This window comes from Streptosporangium sp. NPDC023825, assembly GCF_040639575.1.
GTDB lineage: Bacteria > Actinomycetota > Actinomycetes > Streptosporangiales > Streptosporangiaceae > Streptosporangium.
In genome coordinates this window covers 76,397-97,656 of record NZ_JBFAAE010000027.1, presented here as the reverse complement: position 1 = coordinate 97,656, position 21,260 = coordinate 76,397, and the positions used below count along the sequence as shown (strand labels likewise).

At 71.1% G+C, this 21,260-nt stretch carries 16 protein-coding genes, 4 tRNA genes, 1 pseudogene and 1 riboswitch; of the genes and pseudogenes, 8 read left to right on the top strand and 13 right to left on the bottom strand.

Annotated features, from left to right (window positions below; all coding sequences use genetic code 11):
- Positions 1 to 41 precede the first annotated feature (41 nt).
- Complete coding sequence (locus AB0G15_RS23605; RefSeq protein ID WP_362843382.1) at positions 42 to 1,583, bottom strand: hypothetical protein; 1,542 nt, start codon at positions 1,581 to 1,583, stop codon at positions 42 to 44.
- Positions 1,580 to 3,031 (bottom strand): pyridoxal-dependent decarboxylase, encoded by a 1,452-nt coding sequence (locus AB0G15_RS23600; protein ID WP_362843379.1) that lies wholly within the window; start codon positions 3,029 to 3,031, stop codon positions 1,580 to 1,582. The genes AB0G15_RS23605 and AB0G15_RS23600 overlap by 4 nt, the downstream gene beginning before the upstream one ends.
- Before the next feature lie 245 nt (positions 3,032 to 3,276).
- On the opposite strand from AB0G15_RS23600, the gene AB0G15_RS23595 reads away from it, so the two are divergent.
- Entirely contained in the window at positions 3,277 to 3,555 is a 279-nt protein-coding gene (locus AB0G15_RS23595) for a hypothetical protein (protein ID WP_362843376.1), read from the top strand.
- Positions 3,556 to 3,992: 437 nt separating this feature from the next.
- Here the strand turns inward: AB0G15_RS23595 and AB0G15_RS23590 are convergent.
- From AB0G15_RS23590 to AB0G15_RS23570, 5 genes are all read right to left on the bottom strand, one after another.
- A tRNA-Val gene (locus AB0G15_RS23590) sits at positions 3,993 to 4,064 on the bottom strand.
- A gap of 13 nt (positions 4,065 to 4,077) precedes the next feature.
- A tRNA-Gly gene (locus tag AB0G15_RS23585) sits at positions 4,078 to 4,149 on the bottom strand.
- A 74-nt stretch (positions 4,150 to 4,223) separates the two neighbouring features.
- Positions 4,224 to 4,294 (bottom strand) — tRNA-Cys (locus tag AB0G15_RS23580).
- 25 nt (positions 4,295 to 4,319) lie between these two features.
- Positions 4,320 to 4,391 (bottom strand) — tRNA-Gly (locus AB0G15_RS23575).
- 88 nt (positions 4,392 to 4,479) lie between these two features.
- On the bottom strand, positions 4,480 to 6,807 hold the full coding sequence (locus AB0G15_RS23570) for an N-acetylmuramoyl-L-alanine amidase (protein ID WP_362843373.1): 2,328 nt from the start codon (positions 6,805 to 6,807) through the stop codon (positions 4,480 to 4,482).
- Between the two features lie 153 nt (positions 6,808 to 6,960).
- Between AB0G15_RS23570 and AB0G15_RS23565 the strand changes: the two genes are divergently transcribed.
- The 6 genes from AB0G15_RS23565 to AB0G15_RS23540 all read left to right on the top strand — a co-directional run bounded on the left by AB0G15_RS23565 (position 6,961) and on the right by AB0G15_RS23540 (position 15,153).
- Positions 6,961 to 7,236, top strand: coding sequence for a hypothetical protein (locus AB0G15_RS23565; RefSeq protein ID WP_362843370.1), 276 nt, complete (start codon positions 6,961 to 6,963; stop codon positions 7,234 to 7,236).
- Positions 7,237 to 7,279: 43 nt separating this feature from the next.
- Positions 7,280 to 9,100: a glutamine--fructose-6-phosphate transaminase (isomerizing) gene (glmS, locus tag AB0G15_RS23560; protein WP_362843367.1), complete on the top strand. Its 1,821-nt coding sequence runs from the start codon at positions 7,280 to 7,282 to the stop codon at positions 9,098 to 9,100.
- Positions 9,101 to 9,336: 236 nt separating this feature from the next.
- Entirely contained in the window at positions 9,337 to 10,356 is a 1,020-nt protein-coding gene (locus AB0G15_RS23555; protein WP_362843364.1) for a tripartite tricarboxylate transporter substrate-binding protein, read from the top strand.
- 4 nt (positions 10,357 to 10,360) lie between these two features.
- Positions 10,361 to 10,562, top strand: a riboswitch (cobalamin riboswitch).
- A 115-nt stretch (positions 10,563 to 10,677) separates the two neighbouring features.
- The gene (locus tag AB0G15_RS23550) at positions 10,678 to 12,903 is read left to right on the top strand and encodes a ribonucleoside-diphosphate reductase subunit alpha (RefSeq protein ID WP_362843361.1); all 2,226 of its coding nucleotides are present in this window, start codon (positions 10,678 to 10,680) and stop codon (positions 12,901 to 12,903) included.
- Positions 12,904 to 12,944: 41 nt separating this feature from the next.
- Positions 12,945 to 13,940, top strand: coding sequence for a ribonucleotide-diphosphate reductase subunit beta (locus AB0G15_RS23545; protein ID WP_350966888.1), 996 nt, complete (start codon positions 12,945 to 12,947; stop codon positions 13,938 to 13,940).
- A gap of 91 nt (positions 13,941 to 14,031) precedes the next feature.
- Complete coding sequence (locus tag AB0G15_RS23540) at positions 14,032 to 15,153, top strand: mechanosensitive ion channel domain-containing protein (RefSeq protein WP_362843358.1); 1,122 nt, start codon at positions 14,032 to 14,034, stop codon at positions 15,151 to 15,153.
- Between the two features lie 227 nt (positions 15,154 to 15,380).
- Here the strand turns inward: AB0G15_RS23540 and AB0G15_RS23535 are convergent, their stop codons facing one another.
- From AB0G15_RS23535 to AB0G15_RS23525, 3 genes and pseudogenes are all read right to left on the bottom strand, one after another.
- Entirely contained in the window at positions 15,381 to 16,649 is a 1,269-nt protein-coding gene (locus AB0G15_RS23535) for a DUF5685 family protein (protein ID WP_362843355.1), read from the bottom strand.
- 381 nt (positions 16,650 to 17,030) lie between these two features.
- Positions 17,031 to 17,690: a class I SAM-dependent methyltransferase gene (locus AB0G15_RS23530; protein WP_362843352.1), complete on the bottom strand. Its 660-nt coding sequence runs from the start codon at positions 17,688 to 17,690 to the stop codon at positions 17,031 to 17,033.
- A gap of 20 nt (positions 17,691 to 17,710) precedes the next feature.
- A pseudogene (locus AB0G15_RS23525) lies at positions 17,711 to 17,974 on the bottom strand (helix-turn-helix domain-containing protein); the annotation flags it as partial.
- A gap of 254 nt (positions 17,975 to 18,228) precedes the next feature.
- Here AB0G15_RS23525 and AB0G15_RS23520 point away from each other — a divergent pair.
- A complete protein-coding gene (locus AB0G15_RS23520; protein WP_362843349.1) occupies positions 18,229 to 18,783 on the top strand; it encodes a DUF302 domain-containing protein in 555 nt (184 codons plus the stop codon).
- A gap of 76 nt (positions 18,784 to 18,859) precedes the next feature.
- On the opposite strand, the gene AB0G15_RS23515 is transcribed toward AB0G15_RS23520, so the two are convergent.
- The 3 genes from AB0G15_RS23515 to glgC all read right to left on the bottom strand — a co-directional run bounded on the left by AB0G15_RS23515 (position 18,860) and on the right by glgC (position 21,245).
- Entirely contained in the window at positions 18,860 to 19,231 is a 372-nt protein-coding gene (locus tag AB0G15_RS23515; protein ID WP_362843346.1) for a VOC family protein, read from the bottom strand.
- Positions 19,228 to 19,884, bottom strand: a complete 657-nt coding sequence (locus tag AB0G15_RS23510) for a helix-turn-helix domain-containing protein (protein WP_362843343.1) — start codon at positions 19,882 to 19,884, stop codon at positions 19,228 to 19,230. Before AB0G15_RS23510 ends, AB0G15_RS23515 begins: the two co-directional genes overlap by 4 nt.
- A 134-nt stretch (positions 19,885 to 20,018) precedes the next feature.
- Entirely contained in the window at positions 20,019 to 21,245 is a 1,227-nt protein-coding gene (gene glgC / locus AB0G15_RS23505) for a glucose-1-phosphate adenylyltransferase (RefSeq protein WP_350966885.1), read from the bottom strand.
- Positions 21,246 to 21,260 lie beyond the last annotated feature (15 nt).

The window sequence follows — 21,260 nt, the reverse complement described above, 5'->3', positions numbered from 1 at the left end:
CCCTTGTCGGATGTCATGCGGGCGTACGGGTCGCCACGTGCTCAGCCCCGGTCCCTGACCAGCGGCGTCTTGCCGACGGCGGTCCGTTCGATCTGCGGTGAGGAGGGGGGCACGAACACCAGCCGGAACCCGTATCCGGTCTGCTCGATGGCCGCCGCGTTGGCCTCCCGGTCGTTGAAGAGCGACAGGGAGCTCGGCAGCGCCTGGGTGAACAGCTGCCGCGTCCCGCTCGGGCCGAGCGCGTGCTCGACGGCCGCGGCCATGCCCTCGGCGTCGTCCACCGCCACCAGCAGGGTGAGGGTCCGGTCCTCGCGGTGGTTGTGGAACTGGACCTCGTGCGCGACCAGGTCCAGGTCGACGCCGGTCGTCGAGCGCAGCCGCCCGCGCAGGGCCGCGTAGGCCAGCGTCGCCGAGTACTGGCTGTCGTTGAGGTGCAGCACGTCGGCGGTGCGCCCGGCGAACTCGAATCGCTCGGTGCGCAACCCCGGCCCGTTCAGGGCGGGACGGCGGATCATCCGGTCGCCGAGCTTGAGCCTGAGCAGCGGCGTCTCGTCGGCGTGCAGCCGGGTGACGACCAGCTCGCCCTCCTCGCCCTCGGCGACGGCCCGGCCGTGCTCGTCCACGATCTCCACCAGGTGCAGCCCCGGCACGGCGGAGAGCGCCGGCGAGGCGTGGTCGAGCTGGAGCCCGACGCACTCGGCCTGGGTGGCGGCGAAGTAGCTGAGGATCGACACGTTGGGGAAGAACGCCTGCAGCTCGTCGCGCTTGCGCTGCGGCAGGGAGCCGCTGCCGTACATGGCGACCCGGAAGCTCGCCCTGGCGTGCGGGGGCAGGCCCGCGCCCAGCTCGGGCAGGAGCGCGATGCCGGCGGTGATGCCCATCAGCGCCTTGTGGCCCGGGTAGGAGAACATGTGCTCCAGCACCGGCGCGCTCACCGGCCCCGCGCCGATGTAGTTGACCTCGGGGACGTGGGACAGGACGCCGCCGACCATGGTCCCGCTGCTCCACATCTGGTAGTCGGCCAGGGTGGTGAACAGCCAGCGCGGCGCGGGGCCGCGCAGGTAGCGGCCGAGCTGGTAGGCGCCCATGAACGCCCCCGCGATGCGGTAGGTGTCGCGCAGCTCCCGCAGGGAGTACACGATCTCCAGGGGCATGCCGTCACCGGTGCCGCCGCTGGCCACCACCTCGAACCCGCCGTGGTCGATCGGCACGACCATCCCGGCCCGCGCGCCCATGAACATGTCCCGCTGCACGGTCTTGTCCGAGAGGGGGATCCGCTCCCACTCGGACATGTCGGCGGGCGCGTCGCGGATCCCGAAGTAGTGCAGCCGCTCGCGCCACAGCGGGTTGAGCAGCGCGATGCCGACGAGCTGCTGGAGCCGGCGGAACACCAGCGCGTCCTGGAGGTCGAGCGGGGACTCGCAGTACGGGACTCCGGCGAGCCGCCCGCACTCCTCCAGCTTCCCCGCGAACGACGGCAGCCGGGTGACGTCGTCCACCGAGCGGGGCCGCAGCTCCTCCTCGGGGATCAGCCGTGCCGCCAGCTCCGCCGAGGTGGCGATGTCCAGATCCGTCATGGTCATGAGTGACTCCCGTTTCGCTGGTCGTGCCGGGCCGTGGCGCTCGCGCGCAGCACCCGTTGCCCGATGTCCCTGATCTCGGCGATGAGCATCGCCAGGTGGTCGGCGTCGATCAGGTGGTTCATCACCACCACGCGCAGCGCCGCCACCCCCTCGATGTCGACCTTGGAGATGAAGAAGCGCCCGCCGCCCCGGATCCGGTTGCGGATCTCCAGCTGCAGCCGGTGCACGGTCGCCGGTTCCAGGCCGTCCGGCCGGTACCGGAAGCACAGGATGTTGGACTCCGGCTCGTGCGCCACGGCGAAGTCCGGCTCGGCGGCGAGCATCCGGTACGCCTGCCGCGTCATCGCGCACAGCCGGTCGATCCGCTGCGCGAACAGCGCCGGGCCGTAGACCGACCAGACCGTCCAGAGCGGCATGATCATCGGGCGTTTCGTGCACTCGAAGTTCTTGTCCGCGCTGTCGTAGGCGCTGTAGACGTCCGGTTCCTCGTCGAAGACGTAGCTGGCGCGCTGCCGGAACGCGCCGCGCGCCGTCGTGCCGTCGCGGTAGAAGAGCAGCGTGCACGGCGCCGGCATGAACAGCATCTTGTGGGCGTCCCAGGTCAGCGAGTCGGCCTGCTCGATGCCGCGCAGCCTGTCGCGGTGACGGTCCGACAGCAGCAGGCTCGCCCCGTGCGCCCCGTCCACGTGGAGCCAGAGCCCGTGCCGCTGTGCCACGGCCGCGAGCTCCTCCAGCGGGTCGAAGGCGCCCATCGACGTGGTCCCGGCCGAGGCCACCAGGCAGAACGGTCGCAGGCCGCGCCGGTGCGCCTCGGTCAGTGCCGGGCCGGCCAGATCGGGGCGGATCCGCCCGGCCCGGTCGACCGGGAGCCGGACGATCTGCCGTTCCCCGATGCCGAGCACCCCGGCCGCCCGGGTCACGCTGTAGTGGGCCTCCTCGCTGACCGCGATGGCAGGGGCCCCCTGCATGCCGCCCGCGCCGCGCGTCCAGATGTGCGGGAAGGCGCGGTTGCGGGCGGCCAGCAGCGCGGTCAGGTTGGCCAGGGAGCCCCCCGAGGTCGTCACCATGGCGAACCGGTCGCGGCTCCAGCCGATGAACCGGTTGAGCTCCTCGGCCATGAGCCGCTCGGCGACGCTGGGGAGCTGCCCGGCCTCGTAGAAGGAGGAGGGCTGGTTGACCACCGAGCCGACCAGGTCCATGAGGCTGGCCAGCGGCACCACGCCGGAGAACTGCCGTCCCATGTAGCCGGGTGAGTAGACCGGGATGCCGGTCCCGGTGTACAGGTCGACGATCTGGTTGACCCGATCGGCGTCGAAGTCGGCGACGCGCTGCCGTTCCGGGGTCATCAGCCCCCGAGCGGTCTTCAGCAGCACCGCCGGATCGAGGAGGTCGAGCCCCCGGACCGACCGGTCGCCCAGATACGTCGTCAGGCGGCTGACGATGTCCACGGCGCCGTCGTGGAAACGTCCGGGATCGAAGGCCGCGGCGAGGGCCGGCGTGGGGGACCGGGAGCCTTCGCCGGTCGCCGGCTCTGGAGTCGTCGGCTCTGGAAGGGAACTGTGGACATCGGAAAGCGAACTCGTCACGGAGGAGGCTCCAAACGATCCGGCGTCGAGAACGCCCTTATGGTCACGCCTGGGCGGGAGTTCGGGCATGGTGAATTGAACTCCCGGGCGATCACATGGAGGTTCTCGTGAATAAATACGTGATCTGTGGTGGTGCGTCGGGCGAGAAGTCGGGCGAGAAAGAGGTCTCCGGTATCCGGGGGCGAGAGTCGGAATTCGCGCCGCCGGACCGTTTCGACATCGTGGAACGGTCCAACTTCGAGGAGGGAATGTTGATCGGTGATGGTGGGGGATGGCACGCGGGGCGTCGCAGCCCCTGCTCACGTCCTGTTCGGGCGATCCGGATCGGTCCGGCGGCGATGCCGTCGGCGATCAGGATCTGGAAGAGATCCGTCGTGGACGAATAGCGATTAATTCGCGGTGAATTTCACTCGCCGGATACGTTGGCACGCCCGTCATGTAAGCGACCTAACCATTGATGACGGGAGGGGCGCAAGACCTCGGACGCAGGTGGAGTGGCAGATTCCGGCCACAGTTACTCACGCGCGGCGATTGGGGTGGGGAGATGCCCGGTGACTCATAGTTGTTTTGTGGCTTATGGGTTTTTCTTGCGAACGTGGATTAAGTCCGGCATTCGAGGCCGCCGCCGCGACGGGAGATCTTATTGAAGCGTCCGCCCCTGCACCCGGCCTGGAGAGGACGGGATCCACCGGGCCGGTGGGGACACCACCCCTCGTCACCCTTTCGCCTGCTCCTGACCGCCGCGTCGTGACCGCTGCCGCCGGACATGCGAAAGGCCGGATCCGTGATCTCCGGATCCGGCCTTCGAGCCGGTGAAACTGGGTGGACGATACAGGGATTGAACCTGTGACCTCTTCCGTGTCAGGGAAGCGCTCTCCCGCTGAGCTAATCGTCCTCGGGTGAACCAGAGCGGAAGACGGGATTCGAACCCGCGACCCTCACCTTGGCAAGGTGATGCTCTACCACTGAGCCACTTCCGCGTTTCGGCTTCGGGTTTCCCCTCCGCGCTCGCACCACTTTACCGGATCCCTGGGGGTCCGATGGTCGTGCGTTGAGGTGGAGACGGGATTTGAACCCGTGTAGACGGCTTTGCAGGCCGTTGCCTCGCCTCTCGGCCACTCCACCGGCCGGGCCCCTGAGGACCCGCCGGAGCGGAAGACGGGATTCGAACCCGCGACCCTCACCTTGGCAAGGTGATGCTCTACCACTGAGCCACTTCCGCGTGACCCCCGGAAACGTTCCGGGGCACGTGAAAACTCTAGCGCCTCCGCAGGGCGGATGTGCGCAACCAGGCGGGCTGCCGGAGATCCTCACCTGGTGACCGGCTGGACGTCGGAGGCCCGGACGAACATGATCCGGTGCCCGAACTGGATCTGCCGGTAGCGGATCTTCCCGGTGACGACGCGGTGCTCGGACGGGTCGAAGGCGGCCGCCCTGAGGTAGGAGGCCCGCGTCTTCCCGCCGGAGCTGTACACCTGCCCGGCGGGTATCGAGTACTGCAGCGGGGTGAGGGTCTGTACGGGAACGCCCCCCGGATAGGCGGGCGCCTTCGGGTAGGCCCTGCCGTACACCCTGACCGGGGAACGGCCCGGTCTGGGCGTGACCAGGGGGCCGGACGCGCGCACGGAGGCGGGGGCGCCGGCCGGATCGTGGAACCAGGCCTTCTGGCCGAGATACCAGATCGCGGTCCAGTCGCCCCTGCGCTCGGCGAGCGCGTACCGCTGGCCGGTGGAGGCGCGGGCGGCGTGATCGTAGACGCTGTACGTGGAGCCGCCGGTGGGGTGCTTGCCGATGTCCTTGACCAGTGGCGCGGTGGCGGAGGGGCGCGTGCGCAGCCAGACCGAGGCGGCGCCCAGGCCGCGGCACCCCCCGGGGCAGCCGGTGAATCCCGGGCTGTTGGTGCCGTAGTCGGGCCTGATCAGCACCGAGCGCGCGTCGTCACCGCCCGAGGCGCGTAGCGGCCTGCCGAGCAGCTCGAAGTAGTGGGCCCAGTCCCAGTAGGGGCCGGGGTCGTCGTGCATGCCGCCCACGGTCTCCGGGGTGGTGCCCGGCACGTTGTCGTGCCCCAGGATGTGCGCCCGGTCGAGGGGGACGTCGTACTTGGCGGCGAGGTGGCGGACCAGCCTGGCCGACGCCCGGTACATCGCCTCGGTGTACCAGGCGCCGCCCCTGGCCAGGTAGCCCTCGTGCTCCAGGCCGATGGAACGGGAGTTGACGTACCAGTTTCCCGCGTGCCAGCCGATGTCCCTGGCCCGCAGGTGCTGAGCGATGTGGCCGTCGGCGGAGCGGATGGTGAAGTGCCAGCTCAGGTAGGCGGGGTTCTTGGCCAGGCGGGTCATCGCGTCGTAGCTCGTCTCCCCGTCGTGGATCACGATGTAGTCGATCCTCCGGGGGCCGGCGGAGCGGTCGTGGTTGCCGTACCTGCCGCCGGGGAGCCGCTTGTAGGCGGCCGGGAGCCACTCGCAGGAGACGCTCTTCGGGCAGTCGGGTCCCGGCGTGGGAGCGGGGGCGGGCCGCTTGGCGAGCATCATGGCGATCTTCGCGGTGGGAGTGGGGGCGGGCGCCGGGGTGGGCGCGGGGGCGGACCCCGTGGCTGGTTGGGTGGCGGGCTTCTTGGTGGCGGTTGCCGCGGGTTTCGTGGCGGGTTGGGTGGCGGGCTTCTTGGTGGCGGTTGCCGCGGGTTTCGTGGCGGGTCCGGTGGTGGGCTTCTTGGTGGCGGGTGCCGGGGTGGGCGCGGGGGCGGGGGCGCGGCGCCGGGCCACCGGGGCGGGGGGTGGCCCTGAGAGGGAGGCGGGTCGTGCCGGGAGGAGCGCCGCTCGCGCCTCGGAGGGGCGGGAGGGTCTCGACGAGCCGGACGGCCCGGAGGGTTCCGCCGGCCCGGATCGTGTGGAGGGTGTGGACAGGCCCGGCGTGGCGGGGAGCGTCACCCGCTCGCCGTCGCCGGTCACCCGCGCGGCACCGGCCCGGATCGTCGCGTAGACCTCGTCGGCGAAGGACAGCGCCGCCTCCCCGGCCGCCGCGCCCCTCTTCGGGGTGCCGGGGTAGCGGGCCACGGCGTCGTACCAGCTCGCCGGATCGTCGCCGGAGCCCTCGCCGCCGGTGCGGCGCCGGTAGTCGGCGAGCAGCGCGGCACCGCCCATGATGTTGGCGGAGGCGTCCTCGCGCAGCCGGGCGGGGGACAGGCCGGTCAGCTCCGAGGCCCGCCGCAGGGTGTCCTCCGGCGGGTCCGCCGCCATGGGGGGAAGGGCGATCACGCGCGGCCGGGTCTCGTCGCCGCGGGGGTCCTCCCCGGCGCCGTGGGGGTGCCCGGGTTCGGCCCGGCCGTCGATCAGGTGCATCGGGCCGTACCCGGCGGAGACGCTGGGCAGCCCGCCGTGGCCCTCCCAGCGGGACTCCAGGTAGGAGACCGCGAGCAGCACGCTCTCCGGCACCCCGTACCTTCGTGCCGCCTCGGTGAAGGCGGCCTGCCTGCCGGACCGTGCCCCCGCTTCCGTCGCCGCGGCGGGGGCCGGGTGCGTCTGGAGCCGGGCGGGCCGGCTCCCGGGGCGTGCCGCCTCCGCCGGGACGACCGAGACCAGGGCGACCGAGGCCAGGACGGTGAGAGTGGCGACGACGGTGGTCCCCGGCAGGCGGCGCATAGCGGTTCCTCCCCCTCTGGTAGCTACCTAGAGTTATCAGAGATTACCGACTGTCGCGCATTGCGGCGGGGTTGAGATGTTGAAGAGATTCTCTGCCCGAAATCGGGCAGGAAACTTGGTGTGTTCTCTCCCGGATGCGTATGGTCCTGCTCTGTGTCCACGGCACGGAATCCGCACGAGGATCTGATCACCCACCTGACCCGGACGAGCGCGCTCGGTCCGGGCGAGGCGGCGCGGGTCGTCGCGGACGTGCTGGCCTATTTCTCCGAGCCCGTCGACGAGTTCGTCCGGCGGCGCCACGCGGAGCTCAAGGCCAGGGGGCTGGTCAACGAGAAGATCTTCCCCAGGGTCGCCGCCGAGCTGGCGGTACGCCGTGTCGCGGCACCCGAACTCTCCCTGCGACAGCTTCGCCGGATCGTCTACGGGTAACAGACGACGGCACCTCGATCGTTTATGGACAAGGAGCGGTTACATGTGCGGAATCGTGGCCTACGTAGGGCCCAAGGACGCGGCACCCATCCTGCTGGAGGGCCTGCAGCGTCTTGAGTACCGGGGCTACGACTCGGCCGGGGTGGTGGTCTCCAACAAGGGTCTCAAGATGCGCAAGGTCAAGGGCCGGGTGGCGGACCTGGCCGCTGTCGTGCCCGCGCGGTTCAAGGGCGGCCTGGGCATCGGCCACACCCGCTGGGCCACCCACGGCGCGCCCAGCGACGTCAACGCCCACCCGCACCTGTCCACCGACGAGCGCATCGGCGTCGTGCACAACGGCATCATCGAGAACGCCGACGAACTGCGCGCCAAGCTGGAGGCCGACGGGGCGATCTTCCTGTCGGAGACCGACACCGAGGTGCTGTCGCACCTGATCGCCCGCACGGTCAAGGAGGCCGACTCGCTGGAGGAGGCCGTGCGGACCGCGCTCAAGCGGGTCGTCGGCACGTACGGGATCGCGGTGATCGACTCCGAGCGCCCGGGCGAGGTGGTCGTGGCGCGCAACGGCAGCCCCATCGTGCTGGGCATCGGCGAGAAGGAGATGTTCGCCGCGTCCGACGTCGCCGCGCTGGTCCGCTACACCCGCCAGGTGGTGCACCTGGAGGACGGCGAGATCGCCGTGCTGCGGGCCGACGGGTTCAACACCTTCGCCAGCGACGCGCGGGAGACGGCCAAGGAGACGCTGACCGTCGACTGGGAGGCCGGGCACTACGACACCGGCGGCTACGAGCACTACCTGCTCAAGGAGATCTCCGAGCAGCCCGACACGGTGGCCAGGACGCTGCGCGGGCGGCTGGACGACCGCTTCCACATCGCCCACCTGGGCGGTCTCAACATGGACGCGCGGGAGACCCGCTCGTTCCGCCGGGTGAAGATCATCGGCTGCGGTTCCGCGTACTACTCGGGCCAGATCGGCGCGCAGCTCATCGAGGAGCTGGCGCGCATCCCGGCCGACGCGGAGCCGGCCAGCGAGTTCCGCTACCGCAGCCCGGTGGTGGAGGCCGACACCCTCTACGTGGCGATCAGCCAGTCGGGGGAGACCTACGACACCCTCGCCGCCGTGCAGGAGCTCAAGCGCAAGGGCGGCAGGGTGCTCGGCATCGTCAACACCGTGGGCAGCGCGATCGCCCGCGAGTGCGACGGCGGGGTCTACCTGCACGCGGGTCCCGAGGTCTCGGTGGCGAGCACCAAGGCGTTCACCTCGACCGCCGTGGCCTTCGCGCTGCTCGCGCTGCACCTGGGCCGGGTGCGTGACCTGTCTCCCGCCGACGGCCGCAGGATCTGCGACGGCCTGCGGAGGCTGCCGGACCAGATCAAGGAGATCCTGGCGCTGGAGCCGCAGATCAAGGAGCTGGCGGGCAGGTACGCCGAGTCGCCGAGCATGATGTTCGTGGGCCGGGTCAGGGGTTACCCGGTGGCCCGCGAGGGCGCGCAGAAGCTCAAGGAGATCTCGTACGTGCACGCCGAGGCGTACCCGGCCAGCGAGCTCAAGCACGGGCCGCTGGCGCTGATCGGCCCGGACATGCCGACGGTGGCGATCGTCCCCGACGACGAGCTGCTGGACAAGAACCTCACCACGCTGGGCGAGATCCGCGCCCGGGGCGGCCGGGTGCTCATGGTGGGCCATCGCACGGCCGACCCCAAGCTGGCCGACGACTGCGTCGTGGTGCCCAAGAACGAGACCGAGCTGGACCCGATCCTGCTGTCGATCCCGCTCCAGCTCTTCGCCTACCACGCCGCTGTGGCGCTGGGCCGGGACGTCGACAAGCCGAGGAACCTGGCCAAGAGCGTCACGGTGGAGTGAAACCACGGCCCCTTCCGTCCCCGCCTCCGCGCCCCCGTCCCCGGCCTGCCGGGGGCGGGGGCGTTCCCCGGAGCCCTCGCGAGACGATCGTCTCCGGTACCCGGATTCACAGCGTCTTTTCCGGTGGCCCGTGTCCGAATGTGGATCACCGGAAGTTCCGGCATACCCCACTTCATCACAGAAAGTGAGGGGAAAGTAACCTATGGTATAGGGGGTTCTTGGGGGAAGGGGCGCTTATGCGCCGTAGGGGGTTTTTCGCACTGGCGGCGGGAGCCGCGGTCGCCGCGGGGTGCGGGGCGGACGGCGGCGCCGACCCGGGGGTGAGGCGCCTGTTCCTTCTCGAGCCGACCGCCGACGGCCACGGCTGGGACGGGATCGCGGGCAGGCTGGCGACCGTTCTGGTCCAGTCGGGACTGGCGCGTACCGCGATGGCCGTCGAGCGGGCGGGGGCCCTGGGCTCCGCGCCGCGCGACGCGTTCGGCGCCTTCCGCGGACCCTTCGCGCGCGAGGGCAGGCTGCTCGTCACCGCGATGCCGATGGTGGCCGCCGCGGAGATCGCCAACACCGCGGCCGTGGTGAGCGCCGCCACCCCCGTCGCCCGCCTGGTCGGCGACTGGGCGGTCCTGGTGGTCCCCTCCGGCTCCCGCCTGCGTACCTTCGAGGACTTCGTCGCGCGGCTGCGGCACGACCCGGCGGGGCTGACGGTCGGAGGCCGGTCGGAGGGCGGCTCCGACCACGTGCTCTACGGCATGATCGGCAAGTGCCTGGGGGTGGACACCCGGCTGCTGGAGTACGCCGGATTCCTCGCCCCCGAGGACGCCGCCGAGGCGCTCCACGTCGGCCGGGTGGCGGCCCTGCTGGGGTCGGCGCGCGCCCTGCGGCCCGAGATCGCCGCGGGCCGCCTGCGGCCCCTGGTGGTCTCCTCCGGCGGCCGGATCGACGGGATCGACGCGCCGACGCTCCTGGAGGTCGACGTCCGCCTGGAGTACAGCGACTGGTGCGGCCTGCTGGGCCCCAAGGGCATGAGCCCGGGGGACCGGGACGCCGCTATCGCCCTGTGTGACAGGATCGACGCCGCGCCGCGCTGGCGTGCCCTGTGCGCGTCCCGTGGCTGGAGCCGGGTCTACCTCAGCGGCGACGAGTTCCGCCAGTGGCTCTCCACCGAGACGGGCCGCACTCGCGGCGTGCTTCACGAGCTCGGACTGTTGAAGTCCTCCGACACAACCTGTTGGGGTAGTTGCGTCCGACGCCCCTAGATGTAGGATCCTGCTCGTTGCTGGTTCGCCCCGCGAGGGGCGAGGCAAGAGGGAACCCGGTGAGATTCCGGGACTGCCCCGCAGCGGTGAACGGGAACGAAAGCCGTCATTGAGCACTGGGTGAACCATGCCTGGGAAGCGACGGCCGGTAGGCATGTGCGATGCGCCCGTGAGTCCGAAGACCTGCCGGTGACGTGAACGTCCAGGGCCTCGTGGGAGGGTCCGCGGAACGAGGCGATCCGGCGTGCCCGGGATCGCTCGCGGACGCGTGCCCATCCGGCGAAGCCGTACGGGGAAGTCCGATCGAGCGAGGGGCACTACGTGACACAGGCATTGGCGGAGACCGCGGCGGGTACCACGGCGGGGAACGCGTCGGACGACCGCAGGCTCGCCATCGACGAGGCGGCCGCCCGGGTGATCACCGATCCCGGGAACTCCAGGGTCGCCGCCGCGATGCTGGCCGAGCTGATCGCCGACGAGGCCGCCGAGCACGGCGTCCGCGACTTCTCCGAGTCCATCGCCGCGACCCACGAGGCGGGGCTGATCCAGGACGGGCTCGCGGAGTTCGTGGCCGCCCACGCCGGGGTGCTGGACGCGCTGGCCGACCCTGGGGCCGACGCCAGGTTCGAGTACTTCGGGCTGCGTACCGTCTACGACCGCTACCTGCTGCGCCACCCGAGGACCCGCAAGGTCCTGGAGCGCCCGCAGCACTTCTTCCTGCGGGTGGCCTGCGGCCTGTCCGAGACCGTCGAGGAGGCCGCCGAGCTGTACGCGCTCATGGCCACCCTGTCCTACCTGCCCAGCTCGCCCACGCTGTTCAACTCCGGCTCCCGCAGGCCCCAGCTCTCCTCGTGCTTCCTGCTCGACTCGCCCCGCGACGAGCTGGAGTCCATCTACGAGCGCTACGGGCAGGTCGCGCGGCTGTCGAAGTACGCGGGGGGCATCGGCATCGCCTGGACCAGGGTCCGCTCGCGGGGCTCGCTGATCCGCGGCACCAACGGCCACTCCAACGGCATCGTGCCCTGGCTGCGCACGCTCGACTCCAGCGTGGCCGCGGTCAACCAGGGCGGCCGGCGCAAGGGCGCGGCCTGCGTCTACCTGGAGCCCTGGCACGCCGACGTCGAGGAGTTCCTGGAACTGCGCGACAACACCGGTGAGGAGGCCCGCCGCACGCACAACCTGAACCTGGCCAACTGGATCCCCGACGAGTTCATGCGCCGGGTCGAGGCCGACGGCGTCTGGTCGCTGTTCGACCCCAAGGAGGTCCCGCACCTCACCGACCTGTACGGCGACGCGTTCGACGACGCCTACCGGGCCGCCGAGGCCGAGGGCCGCTTCACCCGGCAGATCCCCGCCCGCACCCTGTACGGGCGGATGATGCGCACGCTCGCCCAGACCGGCAACGGCTGGATGACCTTCAAGGACGCGGCCAACCGGACCTCCAACCAGACGGCCAGGCCGGAAAACGTCATCCACCTGTCGAACCTCTGCACCGAGATCCTCGAGGTCACCGGCGACGCGGAGACCGCCGTCTGCAACCTCGGCTCGATCAACCTCGCCGCCCACCTGACCGAGGGTTCCTCCGAGGACGGGATCGACTGGGCCCGGCTGCGCGCGACCGTCCGTACCGCCGTGCGGTTCCTCGACCGCACCATCGACCTGGGCTTCTACCCGACCCCCGAGGCGGAGGCGGCCAACCGGAAGTGGCGCCCGATCGGGCTCGGCGTGATGGGCCTGGCCGACGTGCTGTTCGCGCTGCGGCTGCCGTTCGACTCGCCGCGAGCCCTGGAGCTGTCCACCAGGATCTCCGAGGAGATCGCGCTCGCCGCCTACCGGACCTCCTCCGACCTGGCCGTGGAGCGGGGCCGCCACCCCTCGTACGAGGAGACCAGGGCCGCCGCCGGGGTGCTGCACCCCGACCACTACGGGGCGGCGGGATCCGCGGAGTGGGCCGAGCTCAGGGAGCGGATCGCCGGGACCGGCCTGCGCAACTCGCTGATGATCGCGATCGCGCCGACGGCCACGATCGCCTCCATCGCGGGCTGCTACGAGTGCATCGAGCCGCAGGTATCCAACGTCTTCAAGCGCGAGACCCTCTCGGGGGAGTTCCTCCAGGTCAACCGCTATCTCGTCCGCGACCTGCAGGCCCGCGGCCTGTGGACCCCGCTGATCCGTGACGCGATCAAGCGCGCCGACGGCTCCGTCCAGGACATCCCGGAGATCCCCGCCGACCTGAAGGCGCTCTACCGGACCGCCTGGGAGCTGCCGCAGAAGGCGCTGATCGACCTGGCCGCCGCGCGCACCCCGTACATCGACCAGTCGCAGTCGCTGAACCTCTTCATGGCCACGCCGACCATCGGCAAGCTCTCCTCGATGTACGCCTACGCGTGGAAGTCGGGCCTCAAGACCACCTACTACCTGCGCTCGCGCCCGGCCACCCGGATCGCGCAGGCCACCGTGGCGGCGCCGGTCGCGCAGGCCGTCCTCGACCCCGAGGCGATCGCCTGTTCCCTGGAGAACCCCGAGTACTGCGACGCCTGCCAGTAGCCGTCCCGGTTCCCCGAAGCTTTGAGAAAGGCGTTTTCCCGATGTTGCTCGACCCCGGCATGGATCTCACCCTGCGGCCGATGCGCTACCCCGAGTTCTACGAGCGCTACCGGGCCGCGATCCGCAACACCTGGACCGTCGAGGAGGTGGACCTCACCTCCGACCTGGCCGACCTGGCGAGGATGACGCCCGAGGAGCGCCACCTGATCAACCGCCTCGTGGCGTTCTTCGCCACCGGCGACTCGATCGTGGCCAACAACCTCGTCCTCAACCTCTACCAGCACCTCAACGCCCCCGAGGCGCGCCTGTATCTCAGCAGGCAGCTGTTCGAGGAGGCGGTGCACGTCCAGTTCTACCTGACCCTGCTGGACACCTACCTGCCCGATCCGGACGAGCGGGTCAAGGCCTTCGCCGCGGTCGAGCACATCCCCTCGATCCGGGACAAGGCGGAGTTCTGCTTCCGCTGGATCGACTCGCTCGGCGGGCTGACCCGGCTGGAGACGCGGGAGGACCGGCGGGCGTTCCTGCTCAACCTGATCTGCTTCGCGGCGTGCATCGAGGGGCTGTTCTTCTACGGGGCCTTCGCCTACGTCTACTGGTTCCGCTCCAGGGGCCTGCTCAGCGGCCTGGCCACCGGGACGAACTGGGTGTTCCGCGACGAGTCCATGCACATGGAGTTCGCCTTCGGCGTCGTGGAGACCGTACGGGCCGAGGAGCCGGACCTGTTCGACGACAAGCTCGCCGAGCAGGTCACCCGGATGATCGAGGAGGCGGTGGCGGCCGAGCTGGCCTTCGCTGCCGACCTGTGCGGCGACGGCCTGCTCGGGATGAGCGTGGACCAGATGCGGCGATATCTGGAGTACGTGGCCGACCAGCGCCTGGTCAGGCTGCGGATGCCCGCCCGCTACGGCACGGCCAACCCGTTCGCGTTCATGGAGCTGCAGGACGTGCAGGAGCTGGCCAACTTCTTCGAACGGCGGGTTTCGGCCTACCAGATAGCCGTCGAAGGGAATGTCACATTCGACGAATCCTTCTGATTAGCTGGTGATCCAGGGAAGAGCACGACGAGGATGGAAGACGTCGAGGAGGACGCCTCAAGTGTCCGGCTGGATCATGATGATTGTTTCCGTGGCGGCCGCCGTCGTGGCGGTGGAGGTGGTGCGACGGGTGTTGCGCTCGCGGCTGATCGGTGAGAAATGGGTTCTCGCCGGTCCGCTCATGCGCCGCTGCACCTGGCCGGGGTTCGCCACGGCCGCCGTGGTGACCGCCTACACCGCCTACGAGCCTCCGATGGCGGCGACCGTGGCCGGCCGGCTGGTCTATCAGGGTCTCGGCCTGGCGATGATCGGGTGCGCCACCTGGCTGGTCATCCAGGCCGCCTACGCGGTCACCGACGTGGTGCTGGAACGCCTGATCACCGTCGAGGGCGAGGCCAACCGCAGGGCCCGCCGCATCCGCACCCAGATCACCCTGGTCCGCCGGGTCGCCTCGGCGGTGATCATCGTGGTCGCGCTGGGCGCGATGCTCTTCACCTTCCCGCAGGTGCGGGCGCTCGGGGCCGGGCTGCTGGCCTCGGCCGGGATCGCCGGTGTCGTCGTCGGTATCGCCGCCCAGTCGACCCTGGGCAACATGCTCGCCGGGCTCCAGCTGGCCTTCAGCGACGCGCTCCGGCTGGACGACGTCGTCGTGGTGAAGGGGGAGTGGGGCCGGATCGAGGAACTCAGCCTGACCTACGTGGTGCTGCGGCTGTGGGACGAGCGGCGGCTCGTCCTGCCGGTCTCCTACTTCACGGCCAACCCGTTCGAGAACTGGACCCGGCACAGCAGCCGGGTGATCGGCCACGTGATGTTCCGGGTCGACTGGTCGGTGCCGGTGGAGGAGCTGCGCGCCGAGCTCTACCGGGCCCTGCGCGCGCACCCGCTCTGGGACCAGAAGGACTGGACCCTCCAGATCACCGACACCCTTCCCAACGGGCTGCTGGAGCTGCGCGCCCTGATGAGCGCCGCCGACTCCGCCAGCGCCTGGGATCTCAAGTGCGACATGCGCGAGCACATGGTGACCTTCGTCCGTGAGAGGTACCCCGAGGCGCTGCCCCGCTTCCGGGTCGAGACCCCGCCCCCGTCCGCGACCGTTCCCGGGACGCTCACCGGGCTGATGGGCGCGGGCCTGATGTCTCGGGGCCTGGGCGGCAACCCTGGCGAGCGGGACGGCGCCCGCGAGAAGGACGGCGACCGGCGGGACCCGGTCTGAGACCGAGGTCCGGGCCGGGGCGGCAGGCTCGCCCGTCCGGTTCGTAGGATCCGCCCGGTTCCTGGGACGAGCCCGGTTCGTAAGGCGCGTTCGGTCAGGAGGCTCGTCCGGTTCGTGGGATCCGTTCGGTTCGAAGGGCCGCTCGACCGTCCGGTTCGTGAAGTGCGATCGGTTCGTGAGGCCTCCGAGGGCCGCCCGCGATGTCCGGCGGGCCGTTCCCCGACGTCTCAGACGTTGCAGTCGCAGCAGCACCCGTCGCACTTGCTGCAGCACTTGCAGCAGTCGCAGCAGCCGTCACACCCCTCGCAGCCGCAGCCGTCGCACCGCGTCAGGTAGCAGCGGTCGTCCCAGGCGTCCCGCCGCCGGGAGCTCCACCGGGGCCGCCAGAGACCGCAGGTCAGCAGGGTCCCCACCCCGGCGGCGGACTTGCGGACGAACCCGGGCCGCTCGTAGGAGTGGCCCGACTCCCCCGCGGGGGACGGCGCCCCGTGGCCGTGGCCGTGGCCGTGGCCGGGGCCGGTGGGGGAGGGGGTGTGCCCGGCGGGAAGAGGGTCCTGCTCCGCGGGGGAGCGGGGGCCTCCGGCGGGGGAGGGGGCGTGCTCCCCGTGCGGGCGCGCGCACGCCCCGCCGGCGGGACCGTGATCCGGGCCGGAGGCGTGGCGGAACGTCCGGTCCACCGCCCTCCGCACCTCGGTGCCCAGCAGCACGTCCACCAGGTGCCGGTCGGCCAGCTCCAGCTCCAGCAGCGCCAGCTCCAGGCCGTGCGCGGCGTCGTCGCACAGCCGCCGTGCCTCCCGTACGGAGGTGCCGGTGGCGGTCAGCGGGTTGAACGCCCCCCGGGCGGCGTCCTCCTCCCGGTCCTCCACGGCGTCCAGCAGGTGGGCGATCCGGCCGAAGAACCGGCCCGCCTCGGCCAGCGCCGCCGCGTTGCCGGGGGCGCCCGCGAGCGTCGCGGTGTAGGCGAACGCGGCGGCGACGGCCTCCTCGGTGGGAGCGGTCAGCTCCAGCAGCGTCACTCCCGCGCCGCTCTCCAGCTCGATCTGGCGTTCGGCCGTCGAGGCCAGCGAGGTGGTGTCGAACCCGATCCCGGCTCCCATCCGGGCACCCGCCGCCTCCCAGCGGGCCGCCAGCATCCTGCGCGCCGTGCCGGTGCCCGGCGCGGAGTCGCCGTCGGCCACGTGGTCGCGCAGCTTGCCCGCCGCGAGGACCAGCGACACCGTGGCGGCCAGCCGTACGCCCGCGGCCCGCGCGTCCACCACGTCCGCCGGCCGGAACCCCCGCAGCGCGCAGGGTCCGGCGGTCCGGTGCGGGGAGCCCGCCGGGCCCTGCGCCTCGGCCAGCACCGAGATGATCAGGCCGTCGTAGTTGGTGGCCAGCCGGGCCGCGTGCCCCTGCCCGTCCCTGAGGGTCAGGCACAGCCCGCACAGGTGTGCCATCCAGGCCCGGTGCAGCGTAGGACAGGAGTGCTCGCCGCAGGGGCGAATGATGCCGAACATGTGATCTCTCGTACCTGGGGGTCTGGCCGGGAAGTCGTGCAACGTGTCGGGAGAATCTATCCCGTACGGATCAAGAAGTCGCGCGGAGAGGGGCAGGTTCACGGCCGGCGCCCGGCCCGCCCGGCCCGCCCAGGGGCCGAGGACCGCGCCCGCCACCGCGCGAGCGAGAGGGAGTGCGAAGCCGCCGCCATCCGGCCCGCTCGGTCACCACCGGCCCCGGTACGGCGTCACCGGCGTCGCGCCCGTCGTCCACGGCCGGACCGCTCCGACCGCCTTCGATCGCCCTCGTCCCCTGCCGGGCAGCGGCCGGAATGCCCGGGAAAGGGCCGGGGCGGCGTGGACGCACCGGACAACCGTCTCTCATCCGGTGCGTCCAGACGGTCACGCGAACGCGACCACGGCGTATCTCTCGTCCTGGACGGCCCGCCCCCACAGGGCGGGATCGGGCAGTGGCTCGACGCGGGCGGTTTCGACCAGCGGCCGCAGCGCCGCCAGGAGACGCTCCGCCTCGACCCCGCCCATCCACGGCATCGACTCAGGCTCCACCTCGTAGGGCCGGTCCTCGCCCGGTTCGGCCGTCGCCCAGCGCCCCTCGACGAGGACCAGACGCCCGCCGGGACGCAGCAGGCCGATCCACCGGCGCAGCGCCTCCTGCGGATCGGGCAGGGTCCACAACAGGTGACGGGAGAGGATCACGTCGAAGGCCGTCCCGGCCCGCGCGGGCGGGTCGCTCGCGTCGCCCACCATCATCGCGGCGTCGAAGCCGGCCGCCGTGAGCTTGCGCCGGGCCTGCTCGACCATCAGCGGGGCCAGATCCACCCCGACCGGCCGGTGGCCCTGCTCGGCGAGCACCAGGGACAACGAGCCGGTTCCGCACCCCAGGTCCAGGACGTCGGCGGGAGAGGCGGGCATCCAGGAGCGCAGGCGCTCCGCCCAGGCGGCCTTGACATGGGGGTCGCGAAGGCCGTGGTCGGCCTCCTCGTCGAAGGAGGCGGCGAAGGCGTTCCAGAAGGACGCGATCGAAGCGCTGGTCTCGGGCATCGCCGAATCATGTCACCCGCCACCGACAGGCCGGTCCTCAGGTGACGGGGCACGCCGTCGCGGTAGGGCACCCGGGTGAGCAGGCCGCGCTCGACGAGGCGGCCGAGCCGGGCGGACAGGATGTTGTCGGCGATGCCCGGGTCCGATCGGAAGTCCTCGAAGCGGGTCATGCCCAGCGTGGCGTTGCGCAGGATCAGCAGCGTCCAGCGTTCGCCCAGGACATCGACGGCCCGGCCGATCGGGCAGGGTGCGGCTCCCCCGCGCGCTTTTTGGTCGGTTGCCATGGCTTTAACCCCTTATGCCTATATCTGGCTTGCGATAACTGACTTCGAACTGCAAGTTGGAGGCGCGCCCGCAAGATCAGAGGAGCGTCCGCCGCTCCCGGAGGCGGGAGCGGGGAGCGCGGTGGTGACGCCCGCGGCGGGCCGGCGCCCGGGATCGCCCGCGACGGCTCTGGGCGCGGGTGCCCGGACCGCCGGCGCCCGGCCGGACGAGCCGCCGGCCACGTCATCGATCACGAGACATCACCGGAGAGATCATGACCCAGCGAACGGACACCAGGGTCCACACCGTCACGCACGAGGTGAACCGCCTGACCGTCGGCGTTCCCGCTCCGTTCCAGGAGTTCCGTGAGCGGTACGAGCGCGCCGTTCCCCCGATCGACACCGGGCGCTTCGAGGGGCTCGTCAAGGACGACGCCGGCTGGGACGCCGTTCTGCGGGCGACGGCCGAGAACGCGCCGCACGATTTCCTCGTCTACTGGAGTTTCGAGGCCATGCCCCTGATGGGACTGGCCGGCGACCGGTGGCTCTGCGTCGAGTACCTGATGGGGAACCACACGATCGCCCAGCGGATGTTCCACCGTGATCCGGCCGTCCTGCTCTACGCGCCGCTGCGCACGGCGATCTACGAAGACGCGCAGGGCACGACCTGGTTCGCCGTGGACCAGCCGAGCACCCGCTTCTCCAGCTTCGGCGACCCGGACATCACCGAGGTCGGCCTCGAGCTGGACCGCAAGCTCGCCGCCCTGCTGGAGCACCTCGGCGCCCCCGTGCCCGCCAAGCTGGTCCAGGGGCGGGCGTCCGGCGGGTGAGGGCCTCGCCGCCTCTGCCCGCCCCGCCCCGGCCGCCGCCCCGGATCCGCGCCGTCGCCGCACCCCGCCTCCGCGGTCAGTCGGACATGACCTCGTAGAGGTTTCCCGTCTCGTCCGCGAAGAACAGGCCGCGCGGTCGGAACGGGTGGTCGATCCGCCCGTTGCCGTGGTGGGCCGGGTGGTTGCCGTACGGCACCTCCCGCTCCCTGAGGCGGGCGAGGATGCCGTCGAAGGTGGCCGGGTCGACGTCGAAGGCCAGGTGGTGCCCCTCGGGGGCCTCCACGGTCATGAAGTCGAGGGTGAGGGATCCGTTCACCCGGACCGGGGCGAAGTGGCCGTGCGCCCCGGCGGGCGGCAGGCACTCCACGCCCATGATGCCGGCGAAGAAGTCGGCCGCCCGCCGCCTGTCGAGCGCGGGCACGATGGTGTGGTTCAGCGTGATGGTCACGACGGGCCCTCTTCCGTCAGGGGGCGGGGCCGGGTCAGGGCGCCGTGCACGAACACGTCGACGAGATCGGCGACACCCAGCTCGGGGTCGCCCGGCAGCCGCCGGGCGTCGGAGCGCACCAGGTTCAAAAAGAGCGTCGCCAGACGCTCCGGGGGGAGCCGCAGGGAGTCGCGGTCCGGCTCGAACAGCTCGGCCAGCGCCTCGCGGGTCTCCCTGAGCGTGGTGTCGCGAAGCGACCCGGGCCCCTTCTCCCGGGGGTTCGCGGAAGGCTCCGGGGCCGGGCGCTCACGAGCGCGGCCGAACGCGTGCAGGGCGCCGATCACCGTGCCGATCCGGTCCGTGTAGGCGTGCATGGCGTCGGCCGCCTCGGCCAGCCGGGCGGCCAGCGGCTGGTCGAGCGGGATCGTGGTGAGCTGCTCCAACACGTGGTCGGGGCGGAGCGCCTCGATCACGCAGGCGTCGAGCAGCTCGTCCTTGTCGGCGAACACCCGGAAGATCGTGGCCTCGCCGATGCCCGCGGCCCTGGCGATCTGGCCGGTGGTGACGGCGGCGCCGTGCTCGGCGATCAGGGGGAGGGCGACCGCCACGATCATCTCGCGGCGTCGCTCCGGACTCATTCCCGGCGCGCGTCGCCGGGCAGGTGGGGTTTCCATGCGCTCATTCTCCGGAGTGAGTGCTCACTCCGTCAATGTGTTTTTGTGGCACACGGCTCGGCCCCCGGCCCCGCCGTGACGGCGGGACCGGGGGCCGGGGACCTGAGGGCCGGGGACCCGGGGACGGGTCCGGGTCAGCGTTCGACGATCTCGTTCTTGCCGATGACGACGATGCCGCCGCTGGTCACCGCGAAGCGGCTGCGGTCGTACTCCAGGTCGAAGCCGATCCTGGCGCCGTCCGGGATGATCACGTTCTTGTCGATGATGGCCTTGCGGACGATGGCGCCTCGGCCCACCTTCACGTTGCCCATCAGGACCGAGTCCTCGACCTGGGAGTGGGAGTGCAGCACCACGCCCGGGGAGAGGATCGAGCGCTCCGCCAGCCCGCCGGAGACGATCGCGCCCGCCGAGACCAGGGAGTCGATCGCCCTGCCCACCCGGTCGCCGTCGTTGTGCACGAACTTGGCCGGGGGAAGCGGGTCGTGACCGGTGTAGATGGGCCACCGGCTGTTGTAGAGGTTGAAGACCGGGTGCGCAGAGATGAGGTCCATGTGGGCCTCGTAGTAGGCGTCGAGCGTCCCGACGTCCCTCCAGTAGCCCCGGTCGCGCTCGGTGGAGCCGGGCACGATGTTGTCGGCGAAGTCGTAGACCTCCGCGCTGCCCGACTTCACCATCATCGGGATGATGTTGCCGCCCAGGTCGTGCTTGCTCGTCGGGTCGAGCGCGTCCTCCCTGAGCGCGTCGATCATCGACTGGGTCTTGAAGACGTAGTTGCCCATCGACGCGTACACCTGGTCGGGAGCGTCCGGCAGGCCCACCGCGTCCTTCGGCTTCTCGCGGAAGGCGACGATCCGCCGCCCGGCCGGGTCGGCCTCGATGACCCCGAACTGGTCGGCGAGCGACAGCGGCTGCCGGATCGCGGCCACCGTCACCTCGGCCCCGGACTCTATGTGCTGCTCGACCATCTGCCGGGGGTCCATCCGGTAGATGTGGTCGGCGCCGAACACGATGACGTGGTCGGGCATCTCGTCGTAGATGAGGTTCAGGTTCTGAAACAGCGCGTCGGCGGAACCGGAGAACCAGTGCGGCCCGAGACGCTGCTGGGCGGGCACCGGCGTGACGTAGTTGCCGAGCATCGCCGACAGGCGCCATGTCCGGGAGATGTGCCGGTCGAGACTGTGGTTCTTGTACTGCGTCAGCACGACGATCTGGAGATAGTGACCGTTGGCGAGATTGGACAGTACGAAGTCGACGAGACGGTATATCCCCCCGAAAGGCACCGCGGGCTTCGCTCGATCAGCTGTCAGAGGCATGAGCCTCTTACCTTCTCCGCCGGCGAGCACGATCGCGAGGACTCTCATAGGTGGACCCTAACC

What these genes read in the sequence shown, in the direction of transcription:
- AB0G15_RS23605 (WP_362843382.1), bottom strand. Translation starts at nt 1,583, where the DNA reads ATGACCATGACGGATCTGGACATCGCCACCTCGGCGGAGCTGGCGGCA.
- AB0G15_RS23570 (WP_362843373.1), bottom strand. Translation starts at nt 6,807, where the DNA reads ATGCGCCGCCTGCCGGGGACCACCGTCGTCGCCACTCTCACCGTCCTG.
- glmS (WP_362843367.1), top strand. Translation starts at nt 7,280, where the DNA reads ATGTGCGGAATCGTGGCCTACGTAGGGCCCAAGGACGCGGCACCCATC.
- AB0G15_RS23555 (WP_362843364.1), top strand. Translation starts at nt 9,337, where the DNA reads ATGCGCCGTAGGGGGTTTTTCGCACTGGCGGCGGGAGCCGCGGTCGCC.
- AB0G15_RS23545 (WP_350966888.1), top strand. Translation starts at nt 12,945, where the DNA reads ATGTTGCTCGACCCCGGCATGGATCTCACCCTGCGGCCGATGCGCTAC.
- AB0G15_RS23535 (WP_362843355.1), bottom strand. Translation starts at nt 16,649, where the DNA reads ATGTTCGGCATCATTCGCCCCTGCGGCGAGCACTCCTGTCCTACGCTG.
- AB0G15_RS23530 (WP_362843352.1), bottom strand. Translation starts at nt 17,690, where the DNA reads ATGCCCGAGACCAGCGCTTCGATCGCGTCCTTCTGGAACGCCTTCGCC.
- AB0G15_RS23520 (WP_362843349.1), top strand. Translation starts at nt 18,229, where the DNA reads ATGACCCAGCGAACGGACACCAGGGTCCACACCGTCACGCACGAGGTG.
- AB0G15_RS23510 (WP_362843343.1), bottom strand. Translation starts at nt 19,884, where the DNA reads ATGGAAACCCCACCTGCCCGGCGACGCGCGCCGGGAATGAGTCCGGAG.
- glgC (WP_350966885.1), bottom strand. Translation starts at nt 21,245, where the DNA reads ATGAGAGTCCTCGCGATCGTGCTCGCCGGCGGAGAAGGTAAGAGGCTC.